Below are 23,078 nucleotides of genomic sequence, written 5' to 3'. Positions count from 1 at the left end.
GGGTTAACCGTCCTTCTTGTCCGTCGGGTCGAGCAGCTCGGTCGCGAGCCGGTCGAACTCCTCGCCGTAGCCTGCCCGGTCGGTCCGGGCCAGACCACCGAGGGCGATGTGACCGCCCCCGCCGTCGCGCGGGGACACCCGCACCCAGAACCGGCGACGCGTGACCGACAGCGACAGCGCGAGGCCGCCGACCATCAGCACCGCCGCGGCCAGCACCCAGGACTGGCCGGGGTCGTGGCCCACCTGCAGGTTCACCCACGGGGTCACACCGTCGAACCGGACGACCGTGCCGTCCGGCAGCCGTGTGGTGTCGCCGATCCCGAGCCGCGCCGTCGCGACGGAGCGCAGCTCGCCGTCGTCGATCTTGCTCTGGTCGACGCTGAAGATCGACTGGCCGCGGCCGTCGTCGATGCCGAGGTCACCGAGGAGCACGTCGACGTCGGCGGTCGGCGAGCGCAGGTCCGGGTGCACCGACACCAGCGTGCCCTCGGGGTCGACCGCGCCGGTCGGTGCGAACGTCCCGGTGACGGCGAGCTGCGTGGTGCGCCGCTGCTCCGGGTCGGTGATGCCGGGGCGCTCGAACTTCGTCGCCCCCTCCGACAGCTGGGTGCCGGACTGGTCGACCGGGCGCCACTGCACCTCACCGGTGCGGCTCTGCCCGTCCGGCCAGGTCACCGTGAACTCCGGTGCGTAGCCGTAGCCGGTCAGGTAGACCCGGTCGCCGTCGGTGCGCAGCGGGTGGTTGACCGCGATCTCGTCGGGGCGCCAGGTGCTGACGCCGTCGCGGACGTCCTGCCCGGTCTGGAACCCGACCGAGGCGCCGAAGGTCGACGGCTGGCCGTTCGGCAGCCAGGTGCCGTCGAACCGGTCGACCTTCACGCAGAAGTTGTTGAGGTCGGTGCCGTCGACGCGCAGCCCGGCGCGGAAGCTGTCGTAGCCGAGGATGGAGCTGTTGCAGAACTCGCTGCCGTCGGCGCGGACGATGACGTCGCCCTCGTAGCCGTACATCTTGCCGCCGGCCAGGCCGAGCAGGATGCCGATCAGGCTGAGGTGGAAGACGAGGTTGCCGGTCTCGCGCAGGAACCCCTTCTCCGCCGAGATCGTGCGGGAGCCGTCGTCCTCGGTGCGCTCCACGGTGCGCCAGCCGCGCAGCAGCCGCCGCACCCTGGCCAGCTCGTCGTCGACGCCCGCGGTCGTGTCGCCCTCGGCGTGGTGCGGCAGCCGTGCCAGGTTGCGCGGGGTCATGACCGGGGGCTGGCGGATCGAGCGCAGGTACTCGCCGGTGCGCGGGAACACGCAGCCGACCAGCGAGATCATCAGCAGCAGGTAGATGGCGGCGAACCACGGGCTCGCGAACACCTCGAACCCGCCGACCGCGTCGATCACCGGCGCGACGGCGGGGTTGTCGCGGTAGAAGTCCTCGACGAGGAACGCGTTCAGCGACCGCTGCGGCAGCAGGGCCCCGGGCATCGCGGCCAGCGCGAGGAGGAACAGCAGGACCAGCGCGGTGCGCATGCTGGTCAGCCCGCGCCAGGTGTTGCGCAGGAACGCCAGCGCGCGGGAGAGCGGCCCGGGCCCCGGCGACGACGGGGGCACGCCGTCCGGTGTCGACACGGACGGCTGCGGCGGGGCGTCGGGCGGGGAGCTCATCAGATCGGCGGGGTGAATCCGGCGATCGACACCTGCAGCCTGACCAGCCACTGGGACCACAGGCCGGAGACCAGCAGCGCTCCGACCCCGACCAGCAGCACTCCCCCGGCGATCTGCACCGCCCGGGTGTGGCGGCGCAGCCAGCCCAGTGCGCGCACCGCCCGGGTCGCGCCCAGCGCGATGAGCACGAACGGGATCCCGAGCCCGGCGCAGTAGGCCAGGATCAGCACGATCCCGCGCACCGAGCCGCCCCCGGTACCGGCGGCGACGGCGACGACCCCGGCCAGCGTCGGCCCGATGCAGGGCACCCAGCCCAGGCCGAAGACCGCGCCCAGCAGCGGGGCGCCGGCGAGGCCGAGCCGCGGCGTCCAGTGCGAGCGGTACTCCCGCTGCAGCGCCGGGACGGCCCCGGCGAACGCCAGCCCCATCACGATCATCACGACGCCGCCGATGCGCTGGAGCAGCGCCTCGTTGTCGATGAGGACGTCGGACAGCCACACGACGCCGACCATGATCGCGCCGAACACGACGGTGAACCCGCCGACGAACAGCAGCGCGGCCCCGGCGACGCGCCAGCGGCCGTCGTCCCGGACCGGCGCGGCGGTCACGGCGGCGGCACCCGCGACACCGTCCTGCACGCCGTCCTCGGGGGCGGCCGCGGTCCCGCCCCGGCGGGCGGCGGCGCGCTCGGTGGCCTCGGAAGGGGTGACCGGCGGGGACTGCGCGCCGACGAGCCCGGCGAGGTAGGCGAGGTAGCCGGGGACCAGCGGGACGACACACGGCGACGCGAAGCTCACCAGCCCCGCGGCGACCGAGACCAGCACTGCGAGCAGCAGCGGCCCCGAGATCGCCAGCGTCGTCGTCGCGTCCATCGCACCCCAGGGTAGAAGCCCTGCTCGGGGTGCCGCGCGGCGGGTTCTACAGCGTGTAGTTCACCGGGCGGGGCGCGACCGCGCGATCACCCGGGGTCAGCGGGACGAACCGGACCTCGGCTCGGCGGCGAGCCGGGTGATGAGCGGCAGCAGGTCCGAGCTCCCGACCGGGACCAGGAACACCGCGGCCACCCGGGCGTCGCGGTCGAGCACGATCGTCGAGGGCACGACGTTGCGCGGGTAGCCGTCGAGCCGGGCCAGGGTGCGGCCGGGCGCGTCGTAGATCGAGTCGTAGGTGATGCCGCGGTCGGTCACGAAGTCCAGGGCGGCCTGCCGGTCGTCGCGGACGTCGATCCCGAGGACGACGGCCTTGCCCCGGGCCGCCTCGGCCACGGCCTGCAGCTCGGGGGCCTCGGTCCGGCACGGGCCGCACCAGGAGCCCCAGATGTTGATGACCCGCACCGTGTCGGGGAAGTCGCCGATGCCGACCTGGGTGCCCTCGCGCAGCAGGCTCTCGCCGCGCAGGTCGGTGATCGGCTGACGGCTCTCCGGCGGGTCGTAGGTGATGCGCACCTGGCCGCCCGGGGCGACGAACTGGAAGTCCTGGCCGGGTCCTCCGCCCGCGGCGTCGCGGCCGACGCCGCAGCCGGCGACGAGCAGCAGCAGCCCGAGCAGGGCGGGCAGCAGGCGTCTCATGCCCCGGTCACCATCGCGCCGCTCGGGCCGGCCGGCTCGGCGTAGCGCAGCCCGGTCATCCGGGTGCCGGTGAACTCGATGCTGGTCAGCGAGGCGAGCGCGCACTGGCGGCGGCGCGGGTCGTGCCAGAGCCGCTGCCCCATGAGGTAGCGGCGCAGCGTCCAGATCGGCAGCTGGTGGGACACGCACACGACCTCGCGGCCGGGTGCGAGCGCCCGCGCGGCGTGCACGGCGCCGAGCATCCGGTGCGCGATCGCGAGGTACGGCTCGCCCCAGGACGGGGTGAACGGGTCGCGCAGCAGCCGCCACACCTGCGGGCGCTTGAGCGCGCCGTCGCCGACCCCGAACCGCTTGCCCTCGAAGAGGTTGCCGGACTCGATCAGGCCCTCCTCGGTGTGGATGTCGACGCCGTGGGCGTCCGCGATCGGGCGGGCGGTCTCCTGGGCGCGCTGCAGCGGCGACGCGACGACGGCGGCGACGTCGTTGCCGTCGAGGTACGCGGCGACGGTCTTGGCCTGCGCCCGGCCGTGGTCGGACAGGTGGTAGCCGGGGATGCGGCCGTAGAGGACGCCCTCGGGGTTGTGCACCTCGCCGTGGCGCAGCACGTGCACCACGGTCACCGGCCCCGACGCGGGCGGGCTGGTCCGGTCACCCATGCTCAGGCCCCGTCCGGACGGGTGGCGGCGGCCGCGGCCCGCGCGGCGGCGGCCAGGCCGGTCTCGATCCGTTCGAACGCCTCGTCGTCCAGCGCGGTGGAGACGAACCAGCCCTCGAAGGCGCTCGGGGGCAGGTAGACGCCGTGGTCGAGCATCGCGTGGAAGAACGCCGGGTAGCGCCAGGTCTCGGCGGCCTTGGCCCCGGCGTAGCCGGTGACCGGGGTGTCGGTGAAGAACGGCGAGAACATCGTGCCCGCGTACTGCAGGGTGTGCGCGACGCCCTCCCGCTCCAGCGCCGAGGTGACCAGCGCGCCGACCCGGTCGGCGTGGGACTGCAGGGTGGCGTAGGCGGCGTCGTCGGCGTGGCGCAGCGTGGTGAGCCCGGCGGCGACGGCGACGGGGTTCCCGGCCAGCGTGCCCGCCTGGTACACCGGCCCGGCCGGGGCCAGGTACGACATGTGCTGCGCCGACCCGCCGAACGCGGCTGCGGGCAGCCCGCCGGACATGACCTTGCCGAAGGTGTAGAGGTCGCCCGCGACGCCGTCGCAGCCGAACCAGCCCTGCCGCGACGCGCGGAACCCGGTCATCACCTCGTCGATCACCAGCAGCGCGCCGTGCGCGTGGCACAGGTCGCGCAGCCCGGCGTTGAAGCCCTCGACCGGCGGCACCACGCCCATGTTGCCCGCGGCGGCCTCGGTGATCACGCAGGCGATGTCGGCGCCGCGCTGCTCGAAGACCTGGCGGACGGCGTCGAGGTCGTTGTAGGGCAGCACCACGGTGTCGGCGGCCTGGGCGCCGGTGACACCCGGGCTGGTCGGCAGGCCGAGGGTGGCGATCCCGGAGCCGGCGTCGGCGAGCAGCGCGTCGACGTGGCCGTGGTAGCAGCCGGAGAACTTCACGATCACCGTGCGGCCGGTGATCCCGCGGGCGAGCCGGATGGCGCTCATCGTCGCCTCGGTGCCCGAGTTGACCAGGCGGACCTGCTCGACCGGGGTCCGGTCGACGATCTCGGCGGCGAGGTCGATCTCGCCCGGGGTGGGGGTGCCGAACGACAGCCCCTGCGACGCCGCCGACCGCACCGCCTCGACGACGGCCGGGTGCGCGTGCCCCAGGATCATCGGCCCCCAGGAGGAGACGAGGTCGACGTAGGTGGCGCCGTCGGCGTCGGTGAGGCGGCAGCCCTCACCCGAGACCATGAACCGCGGGGTGCCGCCGACCGAGTTGAACGCCCGCACCGGGGAGTTCACCCCGCCCGGGATCAGCTCGGTCGCCCGCTCGAACAGGCGGGCGGACTCCTCGGGTTCCGGGTTGCTCACGGCGGTCCCTGCGCTTCCGGTGCTCACGTCCCCAGTCTCGCAGCCGGTGTCAGGACCGGCTCGCGGCCCCGAGCTTGCGGGTGGCGTACCACTCCTTCGCCGGGCGCCCGAACAGCAGCGTGACGCCCACCGCCGCGATGCCGATCACGAGTACCGCGAACACCGGCTGTCCGCTGGTCGCCATGATCGCGAGCAGCGGGAGACCGTAGAGCGCCAGCAGCACGATCAGCACGACCCGCGCCCAGGACGCGCCGAGGAACGCCGCTACCGCCAGCACGATCCAGATCACGGCCATCGCGACGAAGACCACGCCCAGGATCCGCACAGCGTCCCCGAACTGCGCCATCGTCAGCCCGGACTGGGCGAGCGCGGCATCGAACTCTCCACGGGGGATCCCGGCGTCGTTGAGCAGGGACTCGTTGAACGTCACGAACAGCGACCCGATGCCCGTGACGACGAACGGCAGCGCCGCCGCGATCAGTGCGACCAGCGCGGTGACCACCTGACGCGGCCGGGCCGGACGTCCCTGCGGCCCGCTGCCGAGCCCCGCCGGGGGCGGCCCCCAGCCCGACACGGCGTTCCACTGCGGACCCTGCCCGGCCTGCTGCCCGGGCCCCGGCTGCGGCGCGACGCCCGGCTGTGCGGTGGTGCCCGGCTGTGCGGTGGTGCCCGGCTGTGCGGTGGTGCCCGGCTGTGGCGCGGGCCCGGCGGGTGCCTGCTGCGGGGCAGGCGGCGGTGTGGAGCCGCCGTGCCAGCCGTGGGGGTACGGGTTCTGCGGGTACTGCGGGTAGTGCCCCGTCGACGGCCCGGGCCGGTAGTACTGCGGGGCGTCGTGCTGTCCCGGGTTGCTGCTCACGAGCTCCACGGTAGCCGGGCCGGTGTCCGGTTTGCCACGTTCGGCGGTACCCGGCGCCGCGATTCACCCCTCACGGAGCGATCGCCCGGCACCGCCCGGCGGGATCCGGCACCCGGCCGGCCCCCGCCGGGCCCTGCGTTGCCGTTCTTCCGGAACCGGGACGCGGCGTCGCGCCCCGGTCTCGTCGAGGCACAGGGAGTGCGGCGAATTCGCTTACCCGGTAAGCGAATTCGCGGACAGGTGACCCCGGGGGTCGGCACCCGGCGCCCCTCTTCCCCGCGGAAACCCGTCACCGTGCGAACGGTCTCCGTGGACGCCGCCTCCGATGGGTGTGCCGCCGACCCGCCCAGCGTCCGCGCTGCGTCCCGTCGGGGTGGAGGGCCGACCGGCCGAACAGCGCCGGGCAGCCGAGCAGCGCCGGGTGAGTCCGGCCGGCGACGCGCCCGGGTGAGCGGTGTCAGCCCCGGTCGAGCCAGGTCGCGGCCTCGGTGGCCCAGTAGGTCAGGATCACGTCCGCACCGGCGCGGCGGATCGAGGTCAGCGTCTCCATGATGGTCCGCTCGCGCTCGAGCCAGCCCCGGGCGACGGCGGCCTCGACCATCGCGTACTCACCGGAGATCTGGTACGCCGCGACGGGCACGTCGGCGACGTCGGCCACCCGGGCCAGGACGTCCAGGTAGGCCAGGGCGGGCTTGACCATCACCATGTCGGCGCCCTCGTCGAGGTCGAGCGCCAGCTCGCGCAGCGCCTCGCGGGCGTTGCCGCCGTCCTGCTGGTAGGTCTTGCGGTCGCCCCTGAGCTGCGAGTTCACCGCCTCGCGGAACGGGCCGTAGAACGCCGAGGCGTACTTGACGGTGTAGGCGAGGATGCCGGTGTCGGTGAACCCGGCCTCGTCGAGCGCGGTGCGGATGACGCCGACCTGGCCGTCCATCATCCCGCTGGGGCCGACCAGGTGGGCGCCCGCGCGGGCCTGCTCCACGCCCATCCGGGCGTAGATCTCCAGGGTCGCGTCGTTGTCGACGCCGCCGTCGGCGTCCAGCACGCCGCAGTGCCCGTGGTCGGTGAACTCGTCGAGGCACAGGTCGGACATGACGACCAGGTCGTCGCCGACCTCGGAGCGCACGTCGCGCAGGCCGACGTTGAGGATCCCGTCCGGGTCGACGGCGCCGGAGCCGGTCGCGTCGTGGTGCTCGGGGACCCCGAACAGCATCACGCCGCCGACGCCCGCGGCTGCCGCCTCCGCGACCGCCTTGCGCAGCGAGTCGCGGGTGTGCTGGACGACCCCCGGCATCGACCCGATCGGGACCGGCTCCGTCGCGCCCTCACGGACGAACATCGGCAGCACCAGCTGCCGCGGACGGACCTCTGTCTCGGAGACCAGCCGCCGCATCGCGGGGGTGGTCCGCAACCGTCGGGGACGCTGCGCCGGGAAACCCATGCGGACCAGGCTACGACCGCCCCGGACACACGTCGGCCCCGCACCACCTCGGGAGGCGGTACGGGGCCCGACGGGAGCAGCTCGACGGCTCCGCTCAGCGGCGGTGCCGATGCGCCCTTCGCTCCGCTCAGCGGCGGTGCCGATGCGCCCTTCGCTCCGCTCAGCGGCGGCGCGCCTTCACCTTCTTCGGCGGCGGCAGGTTGCCCTCGGCGCGCAGCTTCGCGGTGTGGCTGGCCAGCGCGTCGACCAGGGTCGGGACGCGGGCCTCCTCCGGCTGCACGTCGACCCGCAGGCCGAACTCGCGCGCGGTCTCCGCGGTGGCCGGACCGATGCAGGCGACCAGGGTGCGGGCGTGCGGCTTGCCGGCGATGCCGACCAGGTTCCGCACGGTCGACGACGAGGTGAAGCACACCGCGTCGAAGCCGCCGGTCTTGATCGCCTCGCGGATCGGCGCGGGCGGCGGGGCGGCCCGGACGGTCCGGTACGCCGTCACGTCGTCGACCTCCCAGCCGCGCTCCTGCAGCCCGGCCGACAGCGTCTCGGTGGCGATGTCGGCGCGCGGGAGCAGCACCCGGTCGACCGGGTCGAGCACGTCGTCGTGCGGCGGGAAGATGTCCAGCAGGCCCTCGGACGTCGAGGACTGGGACTCGTCGATGTCCGGGACGAGCTCGGGCTCGATACCGAACTCGCGGACCTTCTCCGCGGTCGAGCGGCCGACGCAGGCGATCTTCACACCGGAGAAGGCGCGGGCGTCGAGGCCGAACTCACCGAACTTCTCCCAGACGGCCTTGACCGCGTTGGTCGAGGTGAACACGACCCACTGGTAGCGGCCGTCGACGAGACCCTTGACCGAGCGCTCCATCTGCGCGGGCGACCGGGGCGGCTCGACGGCGATGGTCGGCACCTCCTCCGGGATGGCGCCGTGCATCCGCAGCCGCTCGCTCATCACGCCGGCCTGGTCCTTGGTGCGCGGCACCAGGACCCGCCAGCCGTAGAGCGCGCGCGACTCCCACCAGGACAGCTCGCCGCGACGACCGGCGGCCTCGCCGACGGTCAGGACGAGCGCGCCCTCGAGGTCGCCGCCGTCGGCGGCGATCCGCCCGACCGACGACGAGATGGTCCGCTGGGTGGAGGTGGTGCCGCCCGCGGTGATCGCGACCGGCGTCTCGTCCGGGACGCCCTGGGCGGTCAGCCCGGCGGCGACGTCGCCGAGCAGCGCGCTCGTCGCGTGCAGCACGACCGGGCCCGGGCTCGCGGCCAGCGCGGCCCAGTCGACGCCCGCGCGGACGTCGGCCTCGACGTGCGCCGACCCGAGCGCGACACCGGCGTAGGCCGGGACCGCGGTCGAGGACGGGACGCCGGGGACGACGTCGAACGGCGTGCCCGACGCGGACACGGCCATCGCCTCGGCGACGACGGCGTCGTTGGTCAGCGGGTCGCCGGAGACCAGGCGGGCCACCGAGCGGCCCTGGCCCGCCTCGGTGAGCAGGTCGCTCGCGATGTCGGCGGGCTGGCCGACGGCCGGGCGCACCTCGGCGCCGTCGGCGGCCAGGGCGAGGATGCCCTCCGGCACGTCCGGGTCGGTGATGACCAGCGGCGAGCCGGCGAGCACGTCCCGGGCGCGCACGGTGAGCAGCGCCGGGTCCCCCGGTCCGCTGCCCACGAAGGCGATCCGCCCTGAGGGGTTGGCAGGTCCTGTCATTGAAGAAACTCCCGAATCAGCGGTTGGCGGGACCACCGGGACCTGCGGGGGGCAGGTCCTCGGCTCCCAGGTCGAGAAGCTCGAGGGCGACCGCGGCCCCGATCTTCTCTGCGTCGTCCATGTCTCCGGTGGCGGAGGCGCGCACCACGTCGCCCCCCGCGATGTCCCCGATCCCCAGCGCGCCGCGCAGCGACAGGCGGTCGACCGCCCGGCCGTCGTCGTCGAGGTCGGAGACGACCTCGGCGAGCGCCCCGACGGGGGTGTCGCACCGGGCGTCCAGCCCGGCCAGCACCGCGCGCTCGGCGGTGACGGCGAGATGGACGCCCGCGTCGTCGAGCACCGCGTGCAGCGCCGAGACGAGGTCGGTGTCGGCGGAGCGGCACTCGATCGCCAGCGCACCCTGGGCGGGCGCGGGCAGCATCTGCAGAGGGTCGATCAGCTCGTCCGCCTCGTCGACGCGGCCCAGCCTGCGCAGCCCGGCGGCGGCCACGACCACCGCGTCCAGCTCGCCCGACCGCACCTTCCCGATCCGGGTGTCCACGTTGCCGCGGATCGGCAGCACCTCCAGGCCCTGGCCGAGCGCGTGCAGCTGCACGGTCCGGCGCGGGGACCCCGTCCCGACCCGGGCACCACGACCCAGCTCGCCGAGCACGCGACCGCCGGTGACCAGCGCGTCGCGGACGTCCTCGCGTTCGGGGACCGCCGCGATCGTGAGCCCGTCGGGCTGTGCGCTCGGCAGGTCCTTGTACGAGTGCACCGCGACGTCGATCTCGCCGGCGTAGAGCGCGTCGCGCAGCTGCGAGACGAACACCCCCACCCCGAGCTGCGGGATCGGCGCCGACGAGCGGTCACCGCTGGTCGAGATGGTGACCAGCTCGCACGGGTGCCCGGCGGCGATCAGCCGGTCGGCGACGGTGGTGGACTGGGCGACCGCCAGCTTCGACGGCCGGGTGCCGATCTTCAGGACGCTCACGGGATCTGCTCCGGGGGACGGGACCCGATCGACGGCGTGGGGCCGAGCGGGGCGTTCAGGGCTGCGGTCACATCGCCGCCGTCGACGCTCGCGTCGGCGCCCCGGACCGGGGCGGCGACCGCGGCGGCGGCCTGCGGGTCGAGCTCGAACAGGGTGCGCAGCGCCGCGGCGTAGCTGTCCCCGTCCGGCCCCTCGGCCAGGCGCTTCACCTGGACCGTGGGGGTGTGCAGCAGCTTGTCGACGACCCGGCGCACGGTCCGCGAGAGCTCCTCGCGGACCCGGGTGTCGAGGTCGGGCAGCCGCGAGTCGAGGCGCAGCAGCTCGGCGTCGACGACCTCCGAGGCGCGCCGGCGCAGGGCGGTGACCGTCGGCGTGACCTCGGCCGAGCGCTGCCCGGCCAGGTACTGCTGGGCCTCGGCGTCGACCATCGTCTGGGCCGCGGCGACGGAGCCGCCGTCGGCGGTGTCGAGCAGCCGACGCTGCAGGGTGATGAGGTCGACCATGCGCACGCCGGCCAGCTCGCCGACGGCCGGGTCGACGTCACGCGGCAGGCCCAGGTCGCACACGACCAGAGGTGAGGTGCGGCCGGTCAGCGCCTCGGCGACCGGGGCCACGTCGACGACGTGCCCGATGGCGCCGGTACAGGCCAGCATCAGGTCGGCGTCGCGCAGCTCGTCGGCCAGGGAGTCCATCGGCGCGTAGCGCGCGGTGGTGCCCTGCTCGGCGTGCTCGAGGACCTTCTCCACGAGCCGCTCGCCGCGCTCGGCCGAGCGGTTCAGCACGACGATCTCGCCCGCCCCGGCACGACGCAGGTGCGCGGCGGCCAGCGCGCCCATCGCCCCGGCGCCGACGATCACGGCGCGGGTGCCGCCCAGGCCGACGCCGCCGAGCTCACGGTCGGCGTCGCGCAGGGCCTCGGACACCACCGAGGCGCCCGCCTCGTCGATGCCGGTCCCGGCGTGCACCCGCTTGCCGACGCGCAGAGCCTGCTGCACCAGCTCGTGCAGGACCTTGCCGACGGCGCCCGCGGCGTCCGCGGCCGCGTAGGCGCCGCGCAGCTGGCCGAGGATCTGCGACTCGCCGACCACCATCGAGTCCAGGCCCGCCGCCAGCGCGAACAGGTGCTGGACCGCGGAGCCCGCGTAGTGCACGAACAGGTGCTCGGACAGCTCGCCGATGGGGAACCCGGCGTGGGTGCCGAGGACGTCGGTGACGTCGCCGAGGCCGCCGTGGAACGCGTCCACGACCGCGCAGATCTCGATCCGGTTGCACGTGGAGAGGACGACCGCCTCCTCGACGTGCGTGCGGTCGAGCATCTCCTCGAGAAGCTTGGGCACCTCACCCGGAGCGACCGCGAGGCGCTCCAGCACCTCGACCGGCGCGCTGCGGTGCGACAGGCCGACCACGAGGACGCTCATGGCTCTACGACACCACCGATTCGTTCGTCTTGTCCGTCACCGCGGCGGCACCGGTGTGCCGTCGCGCCACGTGGAACGCGAGGACCTGCAGCTCGACCGACAGGTCCACCTTGCGGACCTCGACGTCGTCCGGGACCGTCAGCAGCACCGGAGCGAAGTTGAGGATGGACTGCACACCGGCCGCCACGAGCAGGTCGCAGACCTTCTGGGCCGCCGGGCCCGGCGTCGCGATCATCCCGATGGTGACGCCGCCATCGGCGCACACCTCGGGGATCTCGCGCACGTGCCGCACCCGGATGCCGTTGATCTCGCTGCCGACGAGGTCGTCGTCGACGTCGAACAGGGTGCTGACCGGGAAGCCGCGGCCGGCGAAACCGGTGTAGCCGGCCAGGGCGTGACCCAGGTTGCCGACGCCGACCAGCGCGACCGACTGCCGGTGGTCCATGCCCAGCTCGCCCTGCAGCCGTCCCTGCAGCGAGGTGACGTCGTAGCCGACGCCGCGCACGCCGTAAGAACCCAGGTAGGACAGGTCCTTGCGGAGCTTGGCCGAGTTGACCCCGGAGGCACCGGCGAGCTCCTCGGACGACACCGTCTCGACCCCGGCCTCGCGCAGCTCGCCGAGCACCCGCAGGTACACCGCGAGCCGGGACACGGTGGCCTCCGGCACCGGGCGCGCGGGACGCTCGCCGTTGCCGTCGGGCGCGGTGGCACCGGACTCGGGCGGCAGGGTCACGGGCCGTCCTCCTCGGGCGTCGGTCGCGGGCGGCCGGGTCCCGGTGCCCGCTCCGGCCCGCGGGGGCTTGATCCGCGGGCGGTCGGTCATCGAGACTGGGCGTGCTCCGGTCGGGGGTGTGCAAATATCGGTCGCCGGCGCGCTCGTGGCACGCCCGCGAACCGGCCGGACGGGCCGGTCGGGCTGCGGACGGACGAGGCCCGGCGTTCCCGGCGCCGCGGAGGCACCGTGCCACCGGGTCCGGCGACGGGAACCCACGGTAGCCGCTTGTGAAGGCACGCACAAAGTTGCGATCTTGGTCCTCTCCGTGCTCGGCCCGGGCCCCTGACCTGGAGCTACCGGTGATCGACGGGCAGGAACCGCTCATCGTGCGACGAGCGCCACGTCGGTCTCCACGACACCACCGTCACGCATACCGTGCGACCGCCCGTGACACACCTCTCCGCCCGGGACGGCGCGACGAGGCCCAGGTCACCGTCGCTCAGGTCACCGTCGCTCAGGTCACCGTCGCTCAGGTCACCGTGACGGTGCGGGTCGGCCGGCCGGTCGCCGCGCCCGGCAGCGGGGAGCGGCGCTCGGCGGTCTGGACGACGCCGTCGCCGTCGGTGGCGCGGCACACCAGGGTGTACCCGCCCGGCGGCAGGTCCAGCTCGGCGCGCCACTGCCGCCAGGTGGCCCCGCCGGACGGCACCGGCGCGAGCTCCGCGGTGACCCAGGACCCGGCCGCGCCGCCGTCCTGCACCCCGACCTCGACCCGGCGGATCCCCCGGGGCACCGCCCAGGCGGAGCCGGTGACCACGACCCGGCCGGCGGGCACGTTCGCGTACGAGGCGGGCGACTCGATCCGCGCGGCGGTCTCCATCGGCCCGGGCGGCGCCCATCCGCGGTCGCGCCAGTAGTCGGCGCGGGCGGCGAACGTGGTGAACTCGATGTCGGTGACCCACTTGGTGGCCGAGACGTAGCCGTAGAGGCCGGGGACGACGATCCGCACCGGGAAGCCGTGCTCGGGCGGCAGCGCGACCGGGCCGTCCGGTCCGGCCATCGCGACCGCGAGCAGCGCACCGCGGCCGGGGTCGAGCAGCAGCGACGACGGGCTGCCCGCCGTCCAGCCGTCGGTGGAGGTGGACAGCGCCTGGTCCGCCGCCGGGTCGGGCGCGGCGGCCGCGAGCAGCGGCGCGAGCTCCACCCCGGTGAACCGGGTGGTGGACACGAGGTCGCCGCCGACGTCGTTGGAGACGCACGCCATCGTCACCCAGCGTTCGACGAGCGGGCGGGCCAGCAGGTCGTCGAGGGTGAGGGTGAGCTCGCGCCCGACCCGTCCGTGCACCCGCAGGCTCCACGACGCCGGGTCGACCGACGGGACCCGCAGCGCGGTGTCGATCCGGTAGAAGTCGTCGACGGCGGTGGTGAACGCGGCCGCGCCCGGCACCTGCGCCCCGGCGGGCAGCGCCGGGGCGGGCGCGATGCGGCCCTGCGCGGCGAGCGTCCGGATCCGGGCGGTGAGCGCGTCGCGTTCGGGCCCGATCCGGCCCGAGGGCAGCAGGGGCGCGGCGACCGCGGCCCCGGTGCCCAGCACGACCCCGCCCGCCCCCGCCAGCGCGGTGGTGCGCAGGAACCGCCGCCGGGTCAGCGACGACCGGACGGGCCGCCCGTCGGGCAGCGTCCCGTCCGCGGTCGGGGCGGGGATCCGGGCCGCCAGCGCGTGCAGCCTCCGGAAGACCGTCACCGCGACGACGGCCGCGGCACCCGCCGGCACCATGTCGAGCTGACCGGCGCCCGACGCCGTCGCCGCGGCGACGACACCCAGCAGCCCGAGCGCCGCGAGCCCCCACGCCCCGGCCACGGCGAGCGGCGCGACAGCGCGCCGAGCCCGGCCGCGGCCAGGGCCAGGACCACCAGCACCCCGGCGACGACGGTGTGGCGGCTGCCGATCCCGGCCCCGACGGTCGCCGCGCCGGCCAGCGCGGGCGGGGTGAGCGCCACGACCTGCTCGGCGACGGCGTTCACCGGCCCGGCGGCCGGGGCGACCAGCAGCGCGAGCGCCTGCCCCGCGCCGACGCCCAGGGCGGCCGCGGCGAGCCCGGCCAGGGCGGTGCGGGCCGCCGGTGCGGTGCGGACCGGCGGGCGGTCCGCACCCGGGGCGCCGCCGGCCGGGCCGTCCGAGGTCGCGACCGGACCGTCGGGGGCCGGGCTCACGGCCGGGCCAGGTCCGCGCGCAGGCGCTCCTCGTCCACCCGGAACGAGTCGTGCTCACGACCGTCGAGCAGCACCACCGGCACCTGGTCGCCGTACTCGGCGCGCAGCTCGTCGTCGGAGTCGACGTCGACGGTGTCCCAGCCGGTGCCGGTCTCGGCGCACACCCGGGCCAGCACCTCGGCGGCGTCGTCGCACAGGTGGCAGCCCACCCGGGTCAGCAGTCGTACCCGCATCTCACATCCTCGCCAGTGTCCTTCGGGCGATCTTGCCCGTCGGGGTGCGGGGCAGCTCGTCGGCGAAGGCGACGACCGCGGGCCGCTTGAACCGGGCGAGCCGGGCCGCGCAGTGCGCGGCGACCGTCTCCTCGGTGAGCTCGGCGCCCGCGACCGGCACGATCACCGCCTTGACCGCGGCGCCGGTCCGGTCGTCGGGCACCCCGACGACGGCGACCTCGGCCACCGCGTCCAGCTCGGCGACGACCTGCTCCACCTCGCGCGGGTAGACGTTGAAGCCGTTGACGATGACCAGGTCCGAGGACCGGTCGACGAGGTGCAGGTCGCCGTCGGTGTCGAGGTAGCCGACGTCGGCGGTGACGAACCAGCCGTCCTCGCCCGGGCCGCCGGAGCCGTCGGGCCAGTAGCCGGAGAACAGGTTCGGCCCGCGCACCGCGATCAGCCCGGTGTCGTCGGACGGGTCGGAGCCGTCGTCGTAGTCCAGGTCGTCCAGCGGGTCCTCACCGCGCGGCTCGGGCTCCGGCGCGGTTCTGCGCTCCATCGGCTGCCCGTCGGCATCGACCAGGCGCAGCTCGACGCCGGGCAGCACCTGTCCGACCGAGCCGGGCTTGGCCGGTCGGCCCAGGTCGTTGCTGGTGACGACGGGCCCGCCCTCGGTGAGGCCGTAGCCCTCGTGCAGGTCCAGCCCGCTCGCCGCACGGAAGTCCGCGAGCCAGCCCGCGGGCAGCGGCGCCCCGCCGGAGGTGCACAGCCGCACCCCGGCCATCGCGGCGCGCAGCCGCTCGGGCCCGAGGTCGAGCAGCATCCGGAACATCGACGGCACCCCGGCGACGACGCTGACCCGCTCCTCGACGACCGTCTCGACCAGCCGGTCCGGGGAGAACCGGCCGGGCAGCACGACGGTCGCTCCGGTCCAGCAGACCTGCAGCAGCCCGGCGGCGAGGCCGTAGACGTGGAACAGGGGCAGCGCCAGCAGGACCCGGTCGACCCCGTTGACCGGTGCCGGGCGGAGCGCACCCGCCTGCTCGCGGTTGGCCAGCAGCGCGCGGTGCGACAGCTGCACCCCGCGCGGGCGCCCGGTGGTGCCGGAGGTGAACACGACCAGCGCGATGCGCTCGGGGTCGGCGGGAGCCCGGTCGACCGGGGCGTCCGGGACCGGGGCGGCCAGGTCCGGCGGGCCCAGCAGCGTCGCGCCGACGCCCTCGGCGCAGCCGGCCGCGACGGCGTCGTCGGGCCGGGCGACGACCGCGACCGGCCGGGCCTGGTCGAGCACGACCTCGAGCTCGCGGGTCACCGAGCCCGCGCCGAACGGTACGACGACCGCGTCGGCCCGCAGCGCGCCGAACAGCGCCACGCAGTAGTCGGCGCCGTCGGGCAGGCCGATCGCGACCCGGTCGCCGTGGCGGACGCCCGCCGCACGCAGCCGGGCGGCCTCGGCGGAGACCGCGGCGTCGAACGCCGACCAGGTCAGCGTGAGCGGCGCCGCGCCGGACAGGTCACGGACGGCGTCGTGGCCCGGACGCTCGGAGGCGTTGCGCGCCACCAGGTCGGCGAGGTGGGCGGGACGGTCGGGACGGTGGCCCGGCACGGGGTCGGAACTCGGCACGGCGGTCTCCATCCTCGGACCCGCCGGGGCGGGGTCGGCTCGTCGGCACGCGTCGCCGCCAGTGTTCCAAACCCGGCCACGACCGTCGTGTCCCGAGGGACCGCTCACCGCTGTGTACGCCACGTATCGATTCGGACACGCTTCGCGCACGGTTCGTCCACCGCGCGTATCGGGCCGCTCGCCGGAACGGCACGCGACGAGAGGCGGCGAGTGCGTTGCGCCACTCGACAGACGTCTATGCTCCGCCGCTACATGAAGTTCAACGCGTGAACCGCCGGTTCGTCGCGCGACTCACCCGAGGGAGTGGCATGCAGCTCGACGCCAGCGCGCCACGGCGCACACCGCGCCGCGCCGCGCGGGACGCGCCGGCGGTCCCCGCCGGCCGGGTCGCCCGCCGAGCCGTACCCCGTCCGACCCCCCGGGATCCATGACCCGGCCGATGCGACCGCACCGCCTGCTCCGACAGCAGCGCTCCGAGACCATCCCCGAGACCGTCCGTCCGACCCGGGCCCCCGAACCCGGCCAGGACAGACCCGACACCGTCCGCCCCCAGCCGGACGGGGAGGTGTCCGTGACTTCAGCGACCTCTGCACCGTCCCAGCCGACGGGGCCGATCGCGTCCGCTCCCTTGGTCGACGCTCCCCCCACGTACCCCGCAGGCCCCGCCCTACACCGCCCGGACGGCCGGACCACCCGGTCGGGTCCGCCCGGCCGTACCGAGCAGGACATGCCGATGCCACGACAGGCACCGCAGATCTCGCAGGAGCTGCAGCGCCCGGAGGCCGACCCGGCCGACGAGGCCGCCCGCGCCGTCGAGGACGCGAACAGCTCCTGGGCCCTCGTCGAGGCCTGCCAGGCCGGCGACGCGGCCGCGTTCGGCGAGCTCTACGAGCGCTACCACGACGTGGTCTACCGGTACGTGCTGTTCCGGATGGGTGACCGGTCCTTCGCCGAGGACGTGACGCAGGAGACCTTCGTCCGGGCACTGCGCCGGATCTCCTCGGTCAGCTACCAGGGCCGCGACATCGGGGCCTGGTTCGTCACCATCGCCCGGAACCTGATCTTCGACTACGTCAAGTCCAGCCGGTTCCGGCTGGAGCAGACGACCTCGGAGATCGTCGAGCTGTCGCCCAGCACCGGTGGTCCCGAGCAGCAGGTGCTCGACATGGCGACCAACGACGAGCTGCTGGCCTCGATCGCCAAGCTCAACTCCGACCAGCGCGAATGCATCCAGTACCGGTTCCTCAAGGGCCTGTCGGTCGCCGAGACCGCCGAGCTGATGGACCGCAACGAGGGTGCGGTCAAGGCGCTGCAGCACCGCGCGGTGCGTCGTCTCGCGCAGCTCCTCCCGGACGGTCTGCGGTGAGCGGGTCTGCCGCCGGATCAGCCGGAACGCGAGAGGGTGTGTCGATCACTGCGCCGAACGCACTACTCGATGCGGTGAACGGTTGGAAGGCCGTAACCTCGTCCGCGGTCGGTCGTTGTACAGACCGGCGCGCACTGACGGCGCCACACGCGCCGACGAGCAGCGCGAGACTGCAGTGAGGACGGACGGCATGCCCAGGGCATGGGACGACGGGTACCCCGGCGACGACGGTTTCGACCGCGCGCCGGCGGGTGCCCCTGCATCGGAGGAGCTGGCGCACGAGATCGCGCTGGCCGCCGCGCTGGACCGTTCGCGGCGTGATCTCTCGCCCGATCCGCACGCCTCGGCCCGGATGCGGGCGCGGCTGTTCGAGGTGCTGGCCCAGGAGGGCGTCGGACAGCAGTCCGGCGGGTCCCCGTTCGGCGACCGGTTCGACCGCGTCGACCAGGCCGACCTCACCGCGCCGATCGGCCCTCCGATCGCCGACGACCTCGACTGGGACGCGGTGTCCAACCGCCGCGCCGCCGGCGAGCACGCCCCGGCCGCGGACGACCCGACCGGTCGCAGCAGCCGTCCGCGCCGCGGCCGCCACGTGCTGCCGTCGGACCACCCGGACCACCCGGAGCAGGTGGGCGCCCCGGCCGGACCGGCCCGCGACGCCGAGGCCGGCCCAGGCCGCGACGACTCCGCCCGCCCGGCGCAGTCCGGCGCCCGGATGCTGGACCGCCGCCGTCCGAGCGTGCGCAAGCGCTTCGGCGTCGTCGTCGGCGGGTTCGCCGCGCTCGCGGTGATCGCCGGCGTGACCTCGACCGCCAGCCGCGACGCCCTGCCCGGCGACGCGATGTACGGCATGAAGCGCGCCAGCGAGAGCGTCGGCGGGGTGTTCACCGTCGGCCAGCAGGCCGAGGCCGCCCGTCAGCTCGACCTGGCCCGCTCCCGGGTCGACGAGCTGGAGAGCCTGGTCGCGCGGTCCACACCGCCGTCGCCGGACGCGGTCGCGTCCGCGATGGGCGACTTCGACCGGGCCACCAGCACCGGCAGCAGGCTGATGCTGACCGGCGCCGGGACCGACGGCGCGGACACCTCCCGCCTGGCCGAGCTGCGAACCTGGGCGGCCGCCCAGTCCGGGCGCATCACCCGTCTGCAGTCCGACCTGCCCGCCGAGAGCCGCGGGGAGACCTCGGAGGCGATCCGCCTGCTGGACCGGGTGCTGTCCCGGGCCGAGGCGCTGCGGGCCGGCACCGGCTGCGCCGCGGACAGCGGCGGCACCGTCGACGACCTCGGCCCGGTGCCCGGCGAGTGCCGCACCGCGGGCGGGCCGTCTTCGGCGCAGGCCGTCGAGCAGTCCGCGCCGGTGACGCCGTCGGAGACCGCGACCGGCACGCCGTCGCCGTCGCCGACCTCCGGTCCGGCGACCTCGACCTCGCAGGCCCCGACCACCTCGGGGTCCGCGCAGCAGGGCGGCGGGCTGCCGCTGCTGAACGGTGGTGGGTCGACCACCTCCGACAGCGGGTCCGGCAGCTCGTCGGAGTCGTCGTCGGAGCAGGACCGCCTGCTGCCGCCGATCACGATCCCGCCGCTGCTGCCGGGCCTCGGCCCGGTCACCCTCGGCTGATCCGCTCCGGACACCACGGGTACGGGCCCGGTTCCCGGTGCGTCGACATGTGTCACGTACCGGAGGCCGGGCCCGCTCCCGCGTTCCGGCAGTAGGCTGGGGCCGCGCCCCGATCCCCTCGGGACGCGAGACGCCGTCGCACCAGGAAGGCCGCCGTGGTGAGTGATCCCGGGTCCGTCCCCCCTCTCGACCAGAGCGGGACCCGCGAGTCTCACCCGCCCACCCACACCGGGCTCTCCGAGGAGCCGGGGGTGCTGGAGCGGGCGACCGCCCTCGACTCCGCGCAGCGGGCCGGTCAGGCCTCCGCCGCCGCGGCCGTCGCCGCCGAGGCCGACGACCACCCCGACGGCCCGGAGGGCGGGGACGGCGCGCCGCCCGACCTCACCGCCGCCGCGTTCTTCGACTGCGACAACACGATGATGGTCGGCGCGTCGATCTTCCACTTCGCCCGCGGCCTGGCCGCGCGCAAGTTCTTCACCACCTCCGACATGGCCGGCTTCGCCTGGCAGCAGATCAAGTTCCGGGTCGGCGGCCGGGAGGACAAGGGCGGCATCGCGGGACACCGCGACACCGCGCTGTCGTTCGTCGCGGGCCGTCCGGTCGACGAGGTCGTCGCGCTCGGCGAGGAGATCTACGACGAGCTGATGTCGGACCGGATCTGGGCGGGGACCCGGGCGCTGGCCCAGATGCACCTCGACGCCGGCCAGCGGGTCTGGCTGGTCACCGCGACGCCGATCGAGCTGGCCCGCATCATCGCGCGGCGGCTCGGGCTGACCGGGGCGCTGGGCACCGTCGCGGAGTCCGTCGACGGGCTCTACACCGGACGGCTGGTCGGCGAGATCCTGCACGGCCCGGCCAAGGCGCACGCTGTCCGCGCACTGGCCGCGTCGGAGGGGTTGGACCTGCGTCGCTGCACCGCGTACTCGGACTCGGTGAACGACGTCCCGATGCTCTCGGCGGTCGGCACCGCGGTCGCGGTGAACCCGGACTCCGAGCTGCGTGACGTCGCGAAGGCCCGCAACTGGCAGATCCGCGACTTCCGGACCGGGCGCAAGGCCGCCCGGATCGGGGTGCCCTCGGTGCTCGGCGCGGGCGCCGTCGCCGGGGCGGTGGCGGCCGGCATGGCCTACCGCAAGCGCTGACCCGCCCGGCCGCTCAGGGCGGCGGGGCTCCGCGGTAGCGCTCGGCGTAGCGGCGGGCGGCCTCGGCCCGCTCGTCGGCGGTGGCCTCCCGTCGCGTCGCGCGGGCGGTGCCCGCGGGGTAGCCGGCCTTCGTCACGCGGTGCTCGACGGACTCCTCCATCACGAACAGCGCGTACTGCAGCGACACCAGCCAGCCCAGCAGCAGGGCGGTGAGCCGCAGCCACAGCGGGCCGGGGACGGCGAGCGCCAGCGGCACCGACAGCAGCGTCAGCACCGCCGCCGTGCGCGCGAAGTGGCGCAGGTGCCAGGTGCGGCAGGTCGTGTCGTGCAGCACCCACCCGCGGTACCGCGCGGGCAGCCGTCCGCCGGCGGCCTACCAGAGTTACCGCAGCGGGTCCGGCCGCCGGATCATCCCAGGAACACGTTGCGCCGCTGGGACAGCAGCCGGTACAGCGTGTGCTGGATGGTCTCCCGGACCTGGTCGGTCAGGTTGAACACGAGCATCGGGTCGTCGGCGTCGGCCGGGGTGTGGTCGTCGGTGCGGATCGGCTCGCCGAACTCGATGTACCACTTCGACGGCAGCGGGATCAGCCCCGCCGGGCCGAGCAGCGGGAAGGTCGGCGTGACCGGGAAGTACGGCGCGCCGAACAGCCGGGCCAGCGGTGCGAGGTCGCCGATCTTGGGGTAGATCTCCTCGGCGCCGACGATCGAGCACGGGATGATCGGGACCCCGGTGCGGAGCGCGGCGGAGACGAACCCGCCGCGGCCGAACCGCTGCAGCTTGTAGCGGTCCCGGAACGGCTTGCCGATGCCCTTGAACCCCTCGGGGAACACCCCGACGAGCTCGCCGGAGGTCATGAGCCGCTCGGCGTCGGGGTTGCAGGCCAGCGTCGCACCGGCCTTGCGGGCCAGCGAGCCGGAGACCGGCATGGTGAACATGAGGTCGGCGCCGAGCAGCCGCAGGTGCCGGTGCGACGGGTGGTCGTCGTGCACCGCGACGGTCGTCATCACCGCGTCGAGCGGCAGCGTCCCGGAGTGGTTGGCGACGATCAGCGCGCCACCGGTCTCGGGGATGTGGTGGGTGCCGATGGTCTCGACGCGGAACCAGCGCTTGTAGAGCGGGCGCAGGGCGGGCAGCACCATCGCGTCGGTGAGCTCGCGGTCGAACCCGAACTCGTCGATCGGGTAGTCGCCCGCGAGCCGGCGGCGCAGGAACTCCAGGACCTGCTCCAGCGCGGCCTCCCAGGCCGGGCCCTCGTCGTCCTCGGGCTCGGGTGCGGAGGCGACCGGCGCGGGCCGCGACGGCTCCTCCGCCCGCGCGGGCCGGGCAGGCCCCCGGTTGCCCCGGATCGGGATCACCCGCGCCTCGGCCATGCCGTCGCCCTTCGTCGTACCACCGCGGCCGTCCGGCCGTCCCTGCTCGCGTGCCCGCATGCCGCCGTCCCGACCCGTCACCGCAGCGACCGGGCCAGGCCGAGCACGCCCCGTTCGAGCGAGGCGATCCGCTCCGGGCCGAGCACCGGCGCCAGCGCCTTGCCGCGTACGAAGTCGTCGAACGCCTGGGTGGTCGTCCACCGCGGCTCGAAGCCGAAGTCGTCGATCAGCCGGGTGAGGTCCACGACCCGGCCGAAGTTGAGGAAGCGCATCTGCTCCGGGGAGAAGTCGACGACGCGCGCGCCGCGCAGCACCCGGCTGACCGGGCCGACCGCGCCGCTCGGCACCGGGACGGCGATCTTGCCCGCGCGCCGGATGGCCTGGGACAGCATCAGCACCCCGTGCGCGGCGACGTTGAACACGCCCGGCAGCTCGTGGGTGGCGGCACGCTCGAGCACGGCGAGGCCGTCCTCCTCGTGCAGCAGCTGGATCCGGGCGTCGTAGCCCAGCACGGTGGGGACGACCGGAAGCGCGAAGTAGCGCGACAGCACGGTGTCCATCCGCGGGCCGATGAAGTTGGCGAACCGCAGGACCGTGGTGGTGACGTCCGGGCGGCGACGGCTGAACCCGCGCAGGTAGCCCTCGATCTCCGCGGCGTCCTTGGCGTACCCGCCCGAGGGCAGGTCCTTGGCCCCGATGGCCTCGTCGAACACGGCGGGGTCGCGGGAGCTGGAGCCGTAGACCGCGGTCGTCGACTTGAGCACGACCCGGCGCACGCTGGTCGCCTTCTGGCACGCGGCGAGGAGCTGCATCGTGCCGATGACGTTCATCTCCTTCATCGTCGCGCGGCCGCCCGCCGAGGCGGGGCTGGCCGAGAGCGACGCGTGCACGACGGTGTCGACGTTCGCCGAGGAGATGACCTTCGCGATGAGCGGGTTCCGGATGTCGGCGCGCACGAACTCGGCGCGGCCCATCCGCTTCAGCAGGTCCCGGGGCGGGGGGACGGTGTCCACGCCCAGCACCCGGTCGATGGCCGGGTCGGCCGCCAGCCGGGCCGCGAGGTGCCCGCCGAGGAAGCCGCTGACCCCGGTGACCAGCACGACGTTCGGGGTCGGCCGGTCCATGGGAGCTCCGTTCACCGGGTGCTGACGCGAGATCGTGCCGATCGTAGTCCCGCCCCGTCACACCGGGCAGGTACGCGGACACGTGAGGTGCGCGACGCGTCCGTCCGGGGGG

21 protein-coding genes are annotated in these 23,078 nt (G+C 75.0%); 3 read left to right on the top strand and 18 right to left on the bottom strand.

Annotated features, from left to right (window positions below):
- Positions 1-3: 3 nt before the first annotated feature.
- The 15 genes from resB to AC0GKK_RS18690 form a co-directional block, all read right to left on the bottom strand.
- Entirely contained in the window at positions 4-1,650 is a 1,647-nt protein-coding gene (gene resB / locus AC0GKK_RS18760) for a cytochrome c biogenesis protein ResB (protein WP_405414834.1), read from the bottom strand.
- Positions 1,650-2,522, bottom strand: a complete 873-nt coding sequence (locus AC0GKK_RS18755) for a cytochrome c biogenesis CcdA family protein (RefSeq protein ID WP_476652750.1) — start codon at positions 2,520-2,522, stop codon at positions 1,650-1,652. The genes resB and AC0GKK_RS18755 overlap by 1 nt, the downstream gene beginning before the upstream one ends.
- Before the next feature lie 96 nt (positions 2,523-2,618).
- Positions 2,619-3,218 (bottom strand): TlpA family protein disulfide reductase, encoded by a 600-nt coding sequence (locus AC0GKK_RS18750; RefSeq protein WP_062398027.1) that lies wholly within the window; start codon positions 3,216-3,218, stop codon positions 2,619-2,621.
- Entirely contained in the window at positions 3,215-3,874 is a 660-nt protein-coding gene (locus tag AC0GKK_RS18745; RefSeq protein WP_178375916.1) for a histidine phosphatase family protein, read from the bottom strand. The genes AC0GKK_RS18750 and AC0GKK_RS18745 overlap by 4 nt, the downstream gene beginning before the upstream one ends.
- A 2-nt stretch (positions 3,875-3,876) precedes the next feature.
- Positions 3,877-5,217 carry a glutamate-1-semialdehyde 2,1-aminomutase gene (gene hemL / locus AC0GKK_RS18740; RefSeq protein WP_405414829.1) on the bottom strand — a complete coding sequence of 447 codons (1,341 nt, stop codon included), beginning with the start codon at positions 5,215-5,217 and terminating at the stop codon, positions 3,877-3,879.
- A 22-nt stretch (positions 5,218-5,239) separates the two neighbouring features.
- The gene (locus AC0GKK_RS18735) at positions 5,240-6,046 is read right to left on the bottom strand and encodes a hypothetical protein (RefSeq protein WP_489882223.1); all 807 of its coding nucleotides are present in this window, start codon (positions 6,044-6,046) and stop codon (positions 5,240-5,242) included.
- 457 nt (positions 6,047-6,503) lie between these two features.
- On the bottom strand, positions 6,504-7,484 hold the full coding sequence (gene hemB / locus AC0GKK_RS18730; RefSeq protein ID WP_476652753.1) for a porphobilinogen synthase: 981 nt from the start codon (positions 7,482-7,484) through the stop codon (positions 6,504-6,506).
- Between the two features lie 160 nt (positions 7,485-7,644).
- A complete protein-coding gene (locus AC0GKK_RS18725) occupies positions 7,645-9,186 on the bottom strand; it encodes a bifunctional uroporphyrinogen-III C-methyltransferase/uroporphyrinogen-III synthase (RefSeq protein ID WP_489882222.1) in 1,542 nt (513 codons plus the stop codon).
- Between the two features lie 16 nt (positions 9,187-9,202).
- Positions 9,203-10,159, bottom strand: a complete 957-nt coding sequence (hemC, locus tag AC0GKK_RS18720) for a hydroxymethylbilane synthase (protein ID WP_405414822.1) — start codon at positions 10,157-10,159, stop codon at positions 9,203-9,205.
- A complete protein-coding gene (locus tag AC0GKK_RS18715; protein ID WP_405414819.1) occupies positions 10,156-11,577 on the bottom strand; it encodes a glutamyl-tRNA reductase in 1,422 nt (473 codons plus the stop codon). Before AC0GKK_RS18715 ends, hemC begins: the two co-directional genes overlap by 4 nt.
- 4 nt (positions 11,578-11,581) lie before the next feature.
- Positions 11,582-12,310, bottom strand: a complete 729-nt coding sequence (locus AC0GKK_RS18710) for a redox-sensing transcriptional repressor Rex (protein ID WP_489882221.1) — start codon at positions 12,308-12,310, stop codon at positions 11,582-11,584.
- Positions 12,311-12,821: 511 nt separating this feature from the next.
- Positions 12,822-14,069, bottom strand: coding sequence for a molybdopterin-dependent oxidoreductase (locus AC0GKK_RS18705; RefSeq protein ID WP_489884036.1), 1,248 nt, complete (start codon positions 14,067-14,069; stop codon positions 12,822-12,824).
- A complete protein-coding gene (locus AC0GKK_RS18700; protein WP_489882220.1) occupies positions 14,033-14,506 on the bottom strand; it encodes a hypothetical protein in 474 nt (157 codons plus the stop codon). The genes AC0GKK_RS18705 and AC0GKK_RS18700 overlap by 37 nt, the downstream gene beginning before the upstream one ends.
- On the bottom strand, positions 14,503-14,739 hold the full coding sequence (locus tag AC0GKK_RS18695) for a glutaredoxin family protein (RefSeq protein ID WP_073576570.1): 237 nt from the start codon (positions 14,737-14,739) through the stop codon (positions 14,503-14,505). Before AC0GKK_RS18695 ends, AC0GKK_RS18700 begins: the two co-directional genes overlap by 4 nt.
- A gap of 1 nt (position 14,740) precedes the next feature.
- The gene (locus AC0GKK_RS18690; protein ID WP_405414811.1) at positions 14,741-16,345 is read right to left on the bottom strand and encodes an AMP-binding protein; all 1,605 of its coding nucleotides are present in this window, start codon (positions 16,343-16,345) and stop codon (positions 14,741-14,743) included.
- A gap of 727 nt (positions 16,346-17,072) precedes the next feature.
- Between AC0GKK_RS18690 and AC0GKK_RS18685 the strand changes: the two genes are divergently transcribed.
- The 3 genes from AC0GKK_RS18685 (at position 17,073) to AC0GKK_RS18675 (ending at position 20,468) form a co-directional block, all read left to right on the top strand.
- A complete protein-coding gene (locus AC0GKK_RS18685) occupies positions 17,073-17,711 on the top strand; it encodes a sigma-70 family RNA polymerase sigma factor (RefSeq protein WP_062398051.1) in 639 nt (212 codons plus the stop codon).
- A 190-nt stretch (positions 17,712-17,901) separates the two neighbouring features.
- Positions 17,902-19,326, top strand: a complete 1,425-nt coding sequence (locus AC0GKK_RS18680; RefSeq protein ID WP_476652760.1) for a DUF5667 domain-containing protein — start codon at positions 17,902-17,904, stop codon at positions 19,324-19,326.
- Positions 19,327-19,577: 251 nt separating this feature from the next.
- Positions 19,578-20,468 (top strand): HAD family hydrolase, encoded by an 891-nt coding sequence (locus AC0GKK_RS18675; RefSeq protein ID WP_062398055.1) that lies wholly within the window; start codon positions 19,578-19,580, stop codon positions 20,466-20,468.
- 13 nt (positions 20,469-20,481) lie between these two features.
- Here the strand turns inward: AC0GKK_RS18675 and AC0GKK_RS18670 are convergent, their stop codons facing one another.
- The 3 genes from AC0GKK_RS18670 to AC0GKK_RS18660 form a co-directional block, all read right to left on the bottom strand.
- Positions 20,482-20,802: a DUF5313 family protein gene (locus AC0GKK_RS18670; protein WP_405414806.1), complete on the bottom strand. Its 321-nt coding sequence runs from the start codon at positions 20,800-20,802 to the stop codon at positions 20,482-20,484.
- A 74-nt stretch (positions 20,803-20,876) separates the two neighbouring features.
- Entirely contained in the window at positions 20,877-21,842 is a 966-nt protein-coding gene (locus AC0GKK_RS18665) for a lysophospholipid acyltransferase family protein (protein ID WP_062403815.1), read from the bottom strand.
- 77 nt (positions 21,843-21,919) lie between these two features.
- On the bottom strand, positions 21,920-22,966 hold the full coding sequence (locus AC0GKK_RS18660) for an NAD-dependent epimerase/dehydratase family protein (RefSeq protein WP_062398059.1): 1,047 nt from the start codon (positions 22,964-22,966) through the stop codon (positions 21,920-21,922).
- Positions 22,967-23,078: the final 112 nt, after the last annotated feature.

The organism is Pseudonocardia sp. P-1, assembly GCF_058111925.1.
The sequence above is the reverse complement of the archived record's forward strand: the minus strand, read 5'-3'. Positions and strand labels throughout refer to the sequence as shown.

Excerpts from the sequence above, each read along its gene's own strand:
- resB (WP_405414834.1), bottom strand. The coding sequence starts at position 1,650 with ATGAGCTCCCCGCCCGACGCCCCGCCGCAGCCGTCCGTGTCGACACCG.
- AC0GKK_RS18755 (WP_476652750.1), bottom strand. The coding sequence starts at position 2,522 with ATGGACGCGACGACGACGCTGGCGATCTCGGGGCCGCTGCTGCTCGCA.
- AC0GKK_RS18750 (WP_062398027.1), bottom strand. The coding sequence starts at position 3,218 with ATGAGACGCCTGCTGCCCGCCCTGCTCGGGCTGCTGCTGCTCGTCGCC.
- AC0GKK_RS18745 (WP_178375916.1), bottom strand. The coding sequence starts at position 3,874 with ATGGGTGACCGGACCAGCCCGCCCGCGTCGGGGCCGGTGACCGTGGTG.
- hemB (WP_476652753.1), bottom strand. The coding sequence starts at position 7,484 with ATGGGTTTCCCGGCGCAGCGTCCCCGACGGTTGCGGACCACCCCCGCG.
- AC0GKK_RS18725 (WP_489882222.1), bottom strand. The coding sequence starts at position 9,186 with ATGACAGGACCTGCCAACCCCTCAGGGCGGATCGCCTTCGTGGGCAGC.
- AC0GKK_RS18715 (WP_405414819.1), bottom strand. The coding sequence starts at position 11,577 with ATGAGCGTCCTCGTGGTCGGCCTGTCGCACCGCAGCGCGCCGGTCGAG.
- AC0GKK_RS18705 (WP_489884036.1), bottom strand. The coding sequence starts at position 14,069 with ATGGTGCCGGCGGGTGCCGCGGCCGTCGTCGCGGTGACGGTCTTCCGG.
- AC0GKK_RS18695 (WP_073576570.1), bottom strand. The coding sequence starts at position 14,739 with ATGCGGGTACGACTGCTGACCCGGGTGGGCTGCCACCTGTGCGACGAC.
- AC0GKK_RS18685 (WP_062398051.1), top strand. The coding sequence starts at position 17,073 with ATGCCGATGCCACGACAGGCACCGCAGATCTCGCAGGAGCTGCAGCGC.
- AC0GKK_RS18680 (WP_476652760.1), top strand. The coding sequence starts at position 17,902 with ATGCCCAGGGCATGGGACGACGGGTACCCCGGCGACGACGGTTTCGAC.
- AC0GKK_RS18665 (WP_062403815.1), bottom strand. The coding sequence starts at position 21,842 with ATGGCCGAGGCGCGGGTGATCCCGATCCGGGGCAACCGGGGGCCTGCC.
- AC0GKK_RS18660 (WP_062398059.1), bottom strand. The coding sequence starts at position 22,966 with ATGGACCGGCCGACCCCGAACGTCGTGCTGGTCACCGGGGTCAGCGGC.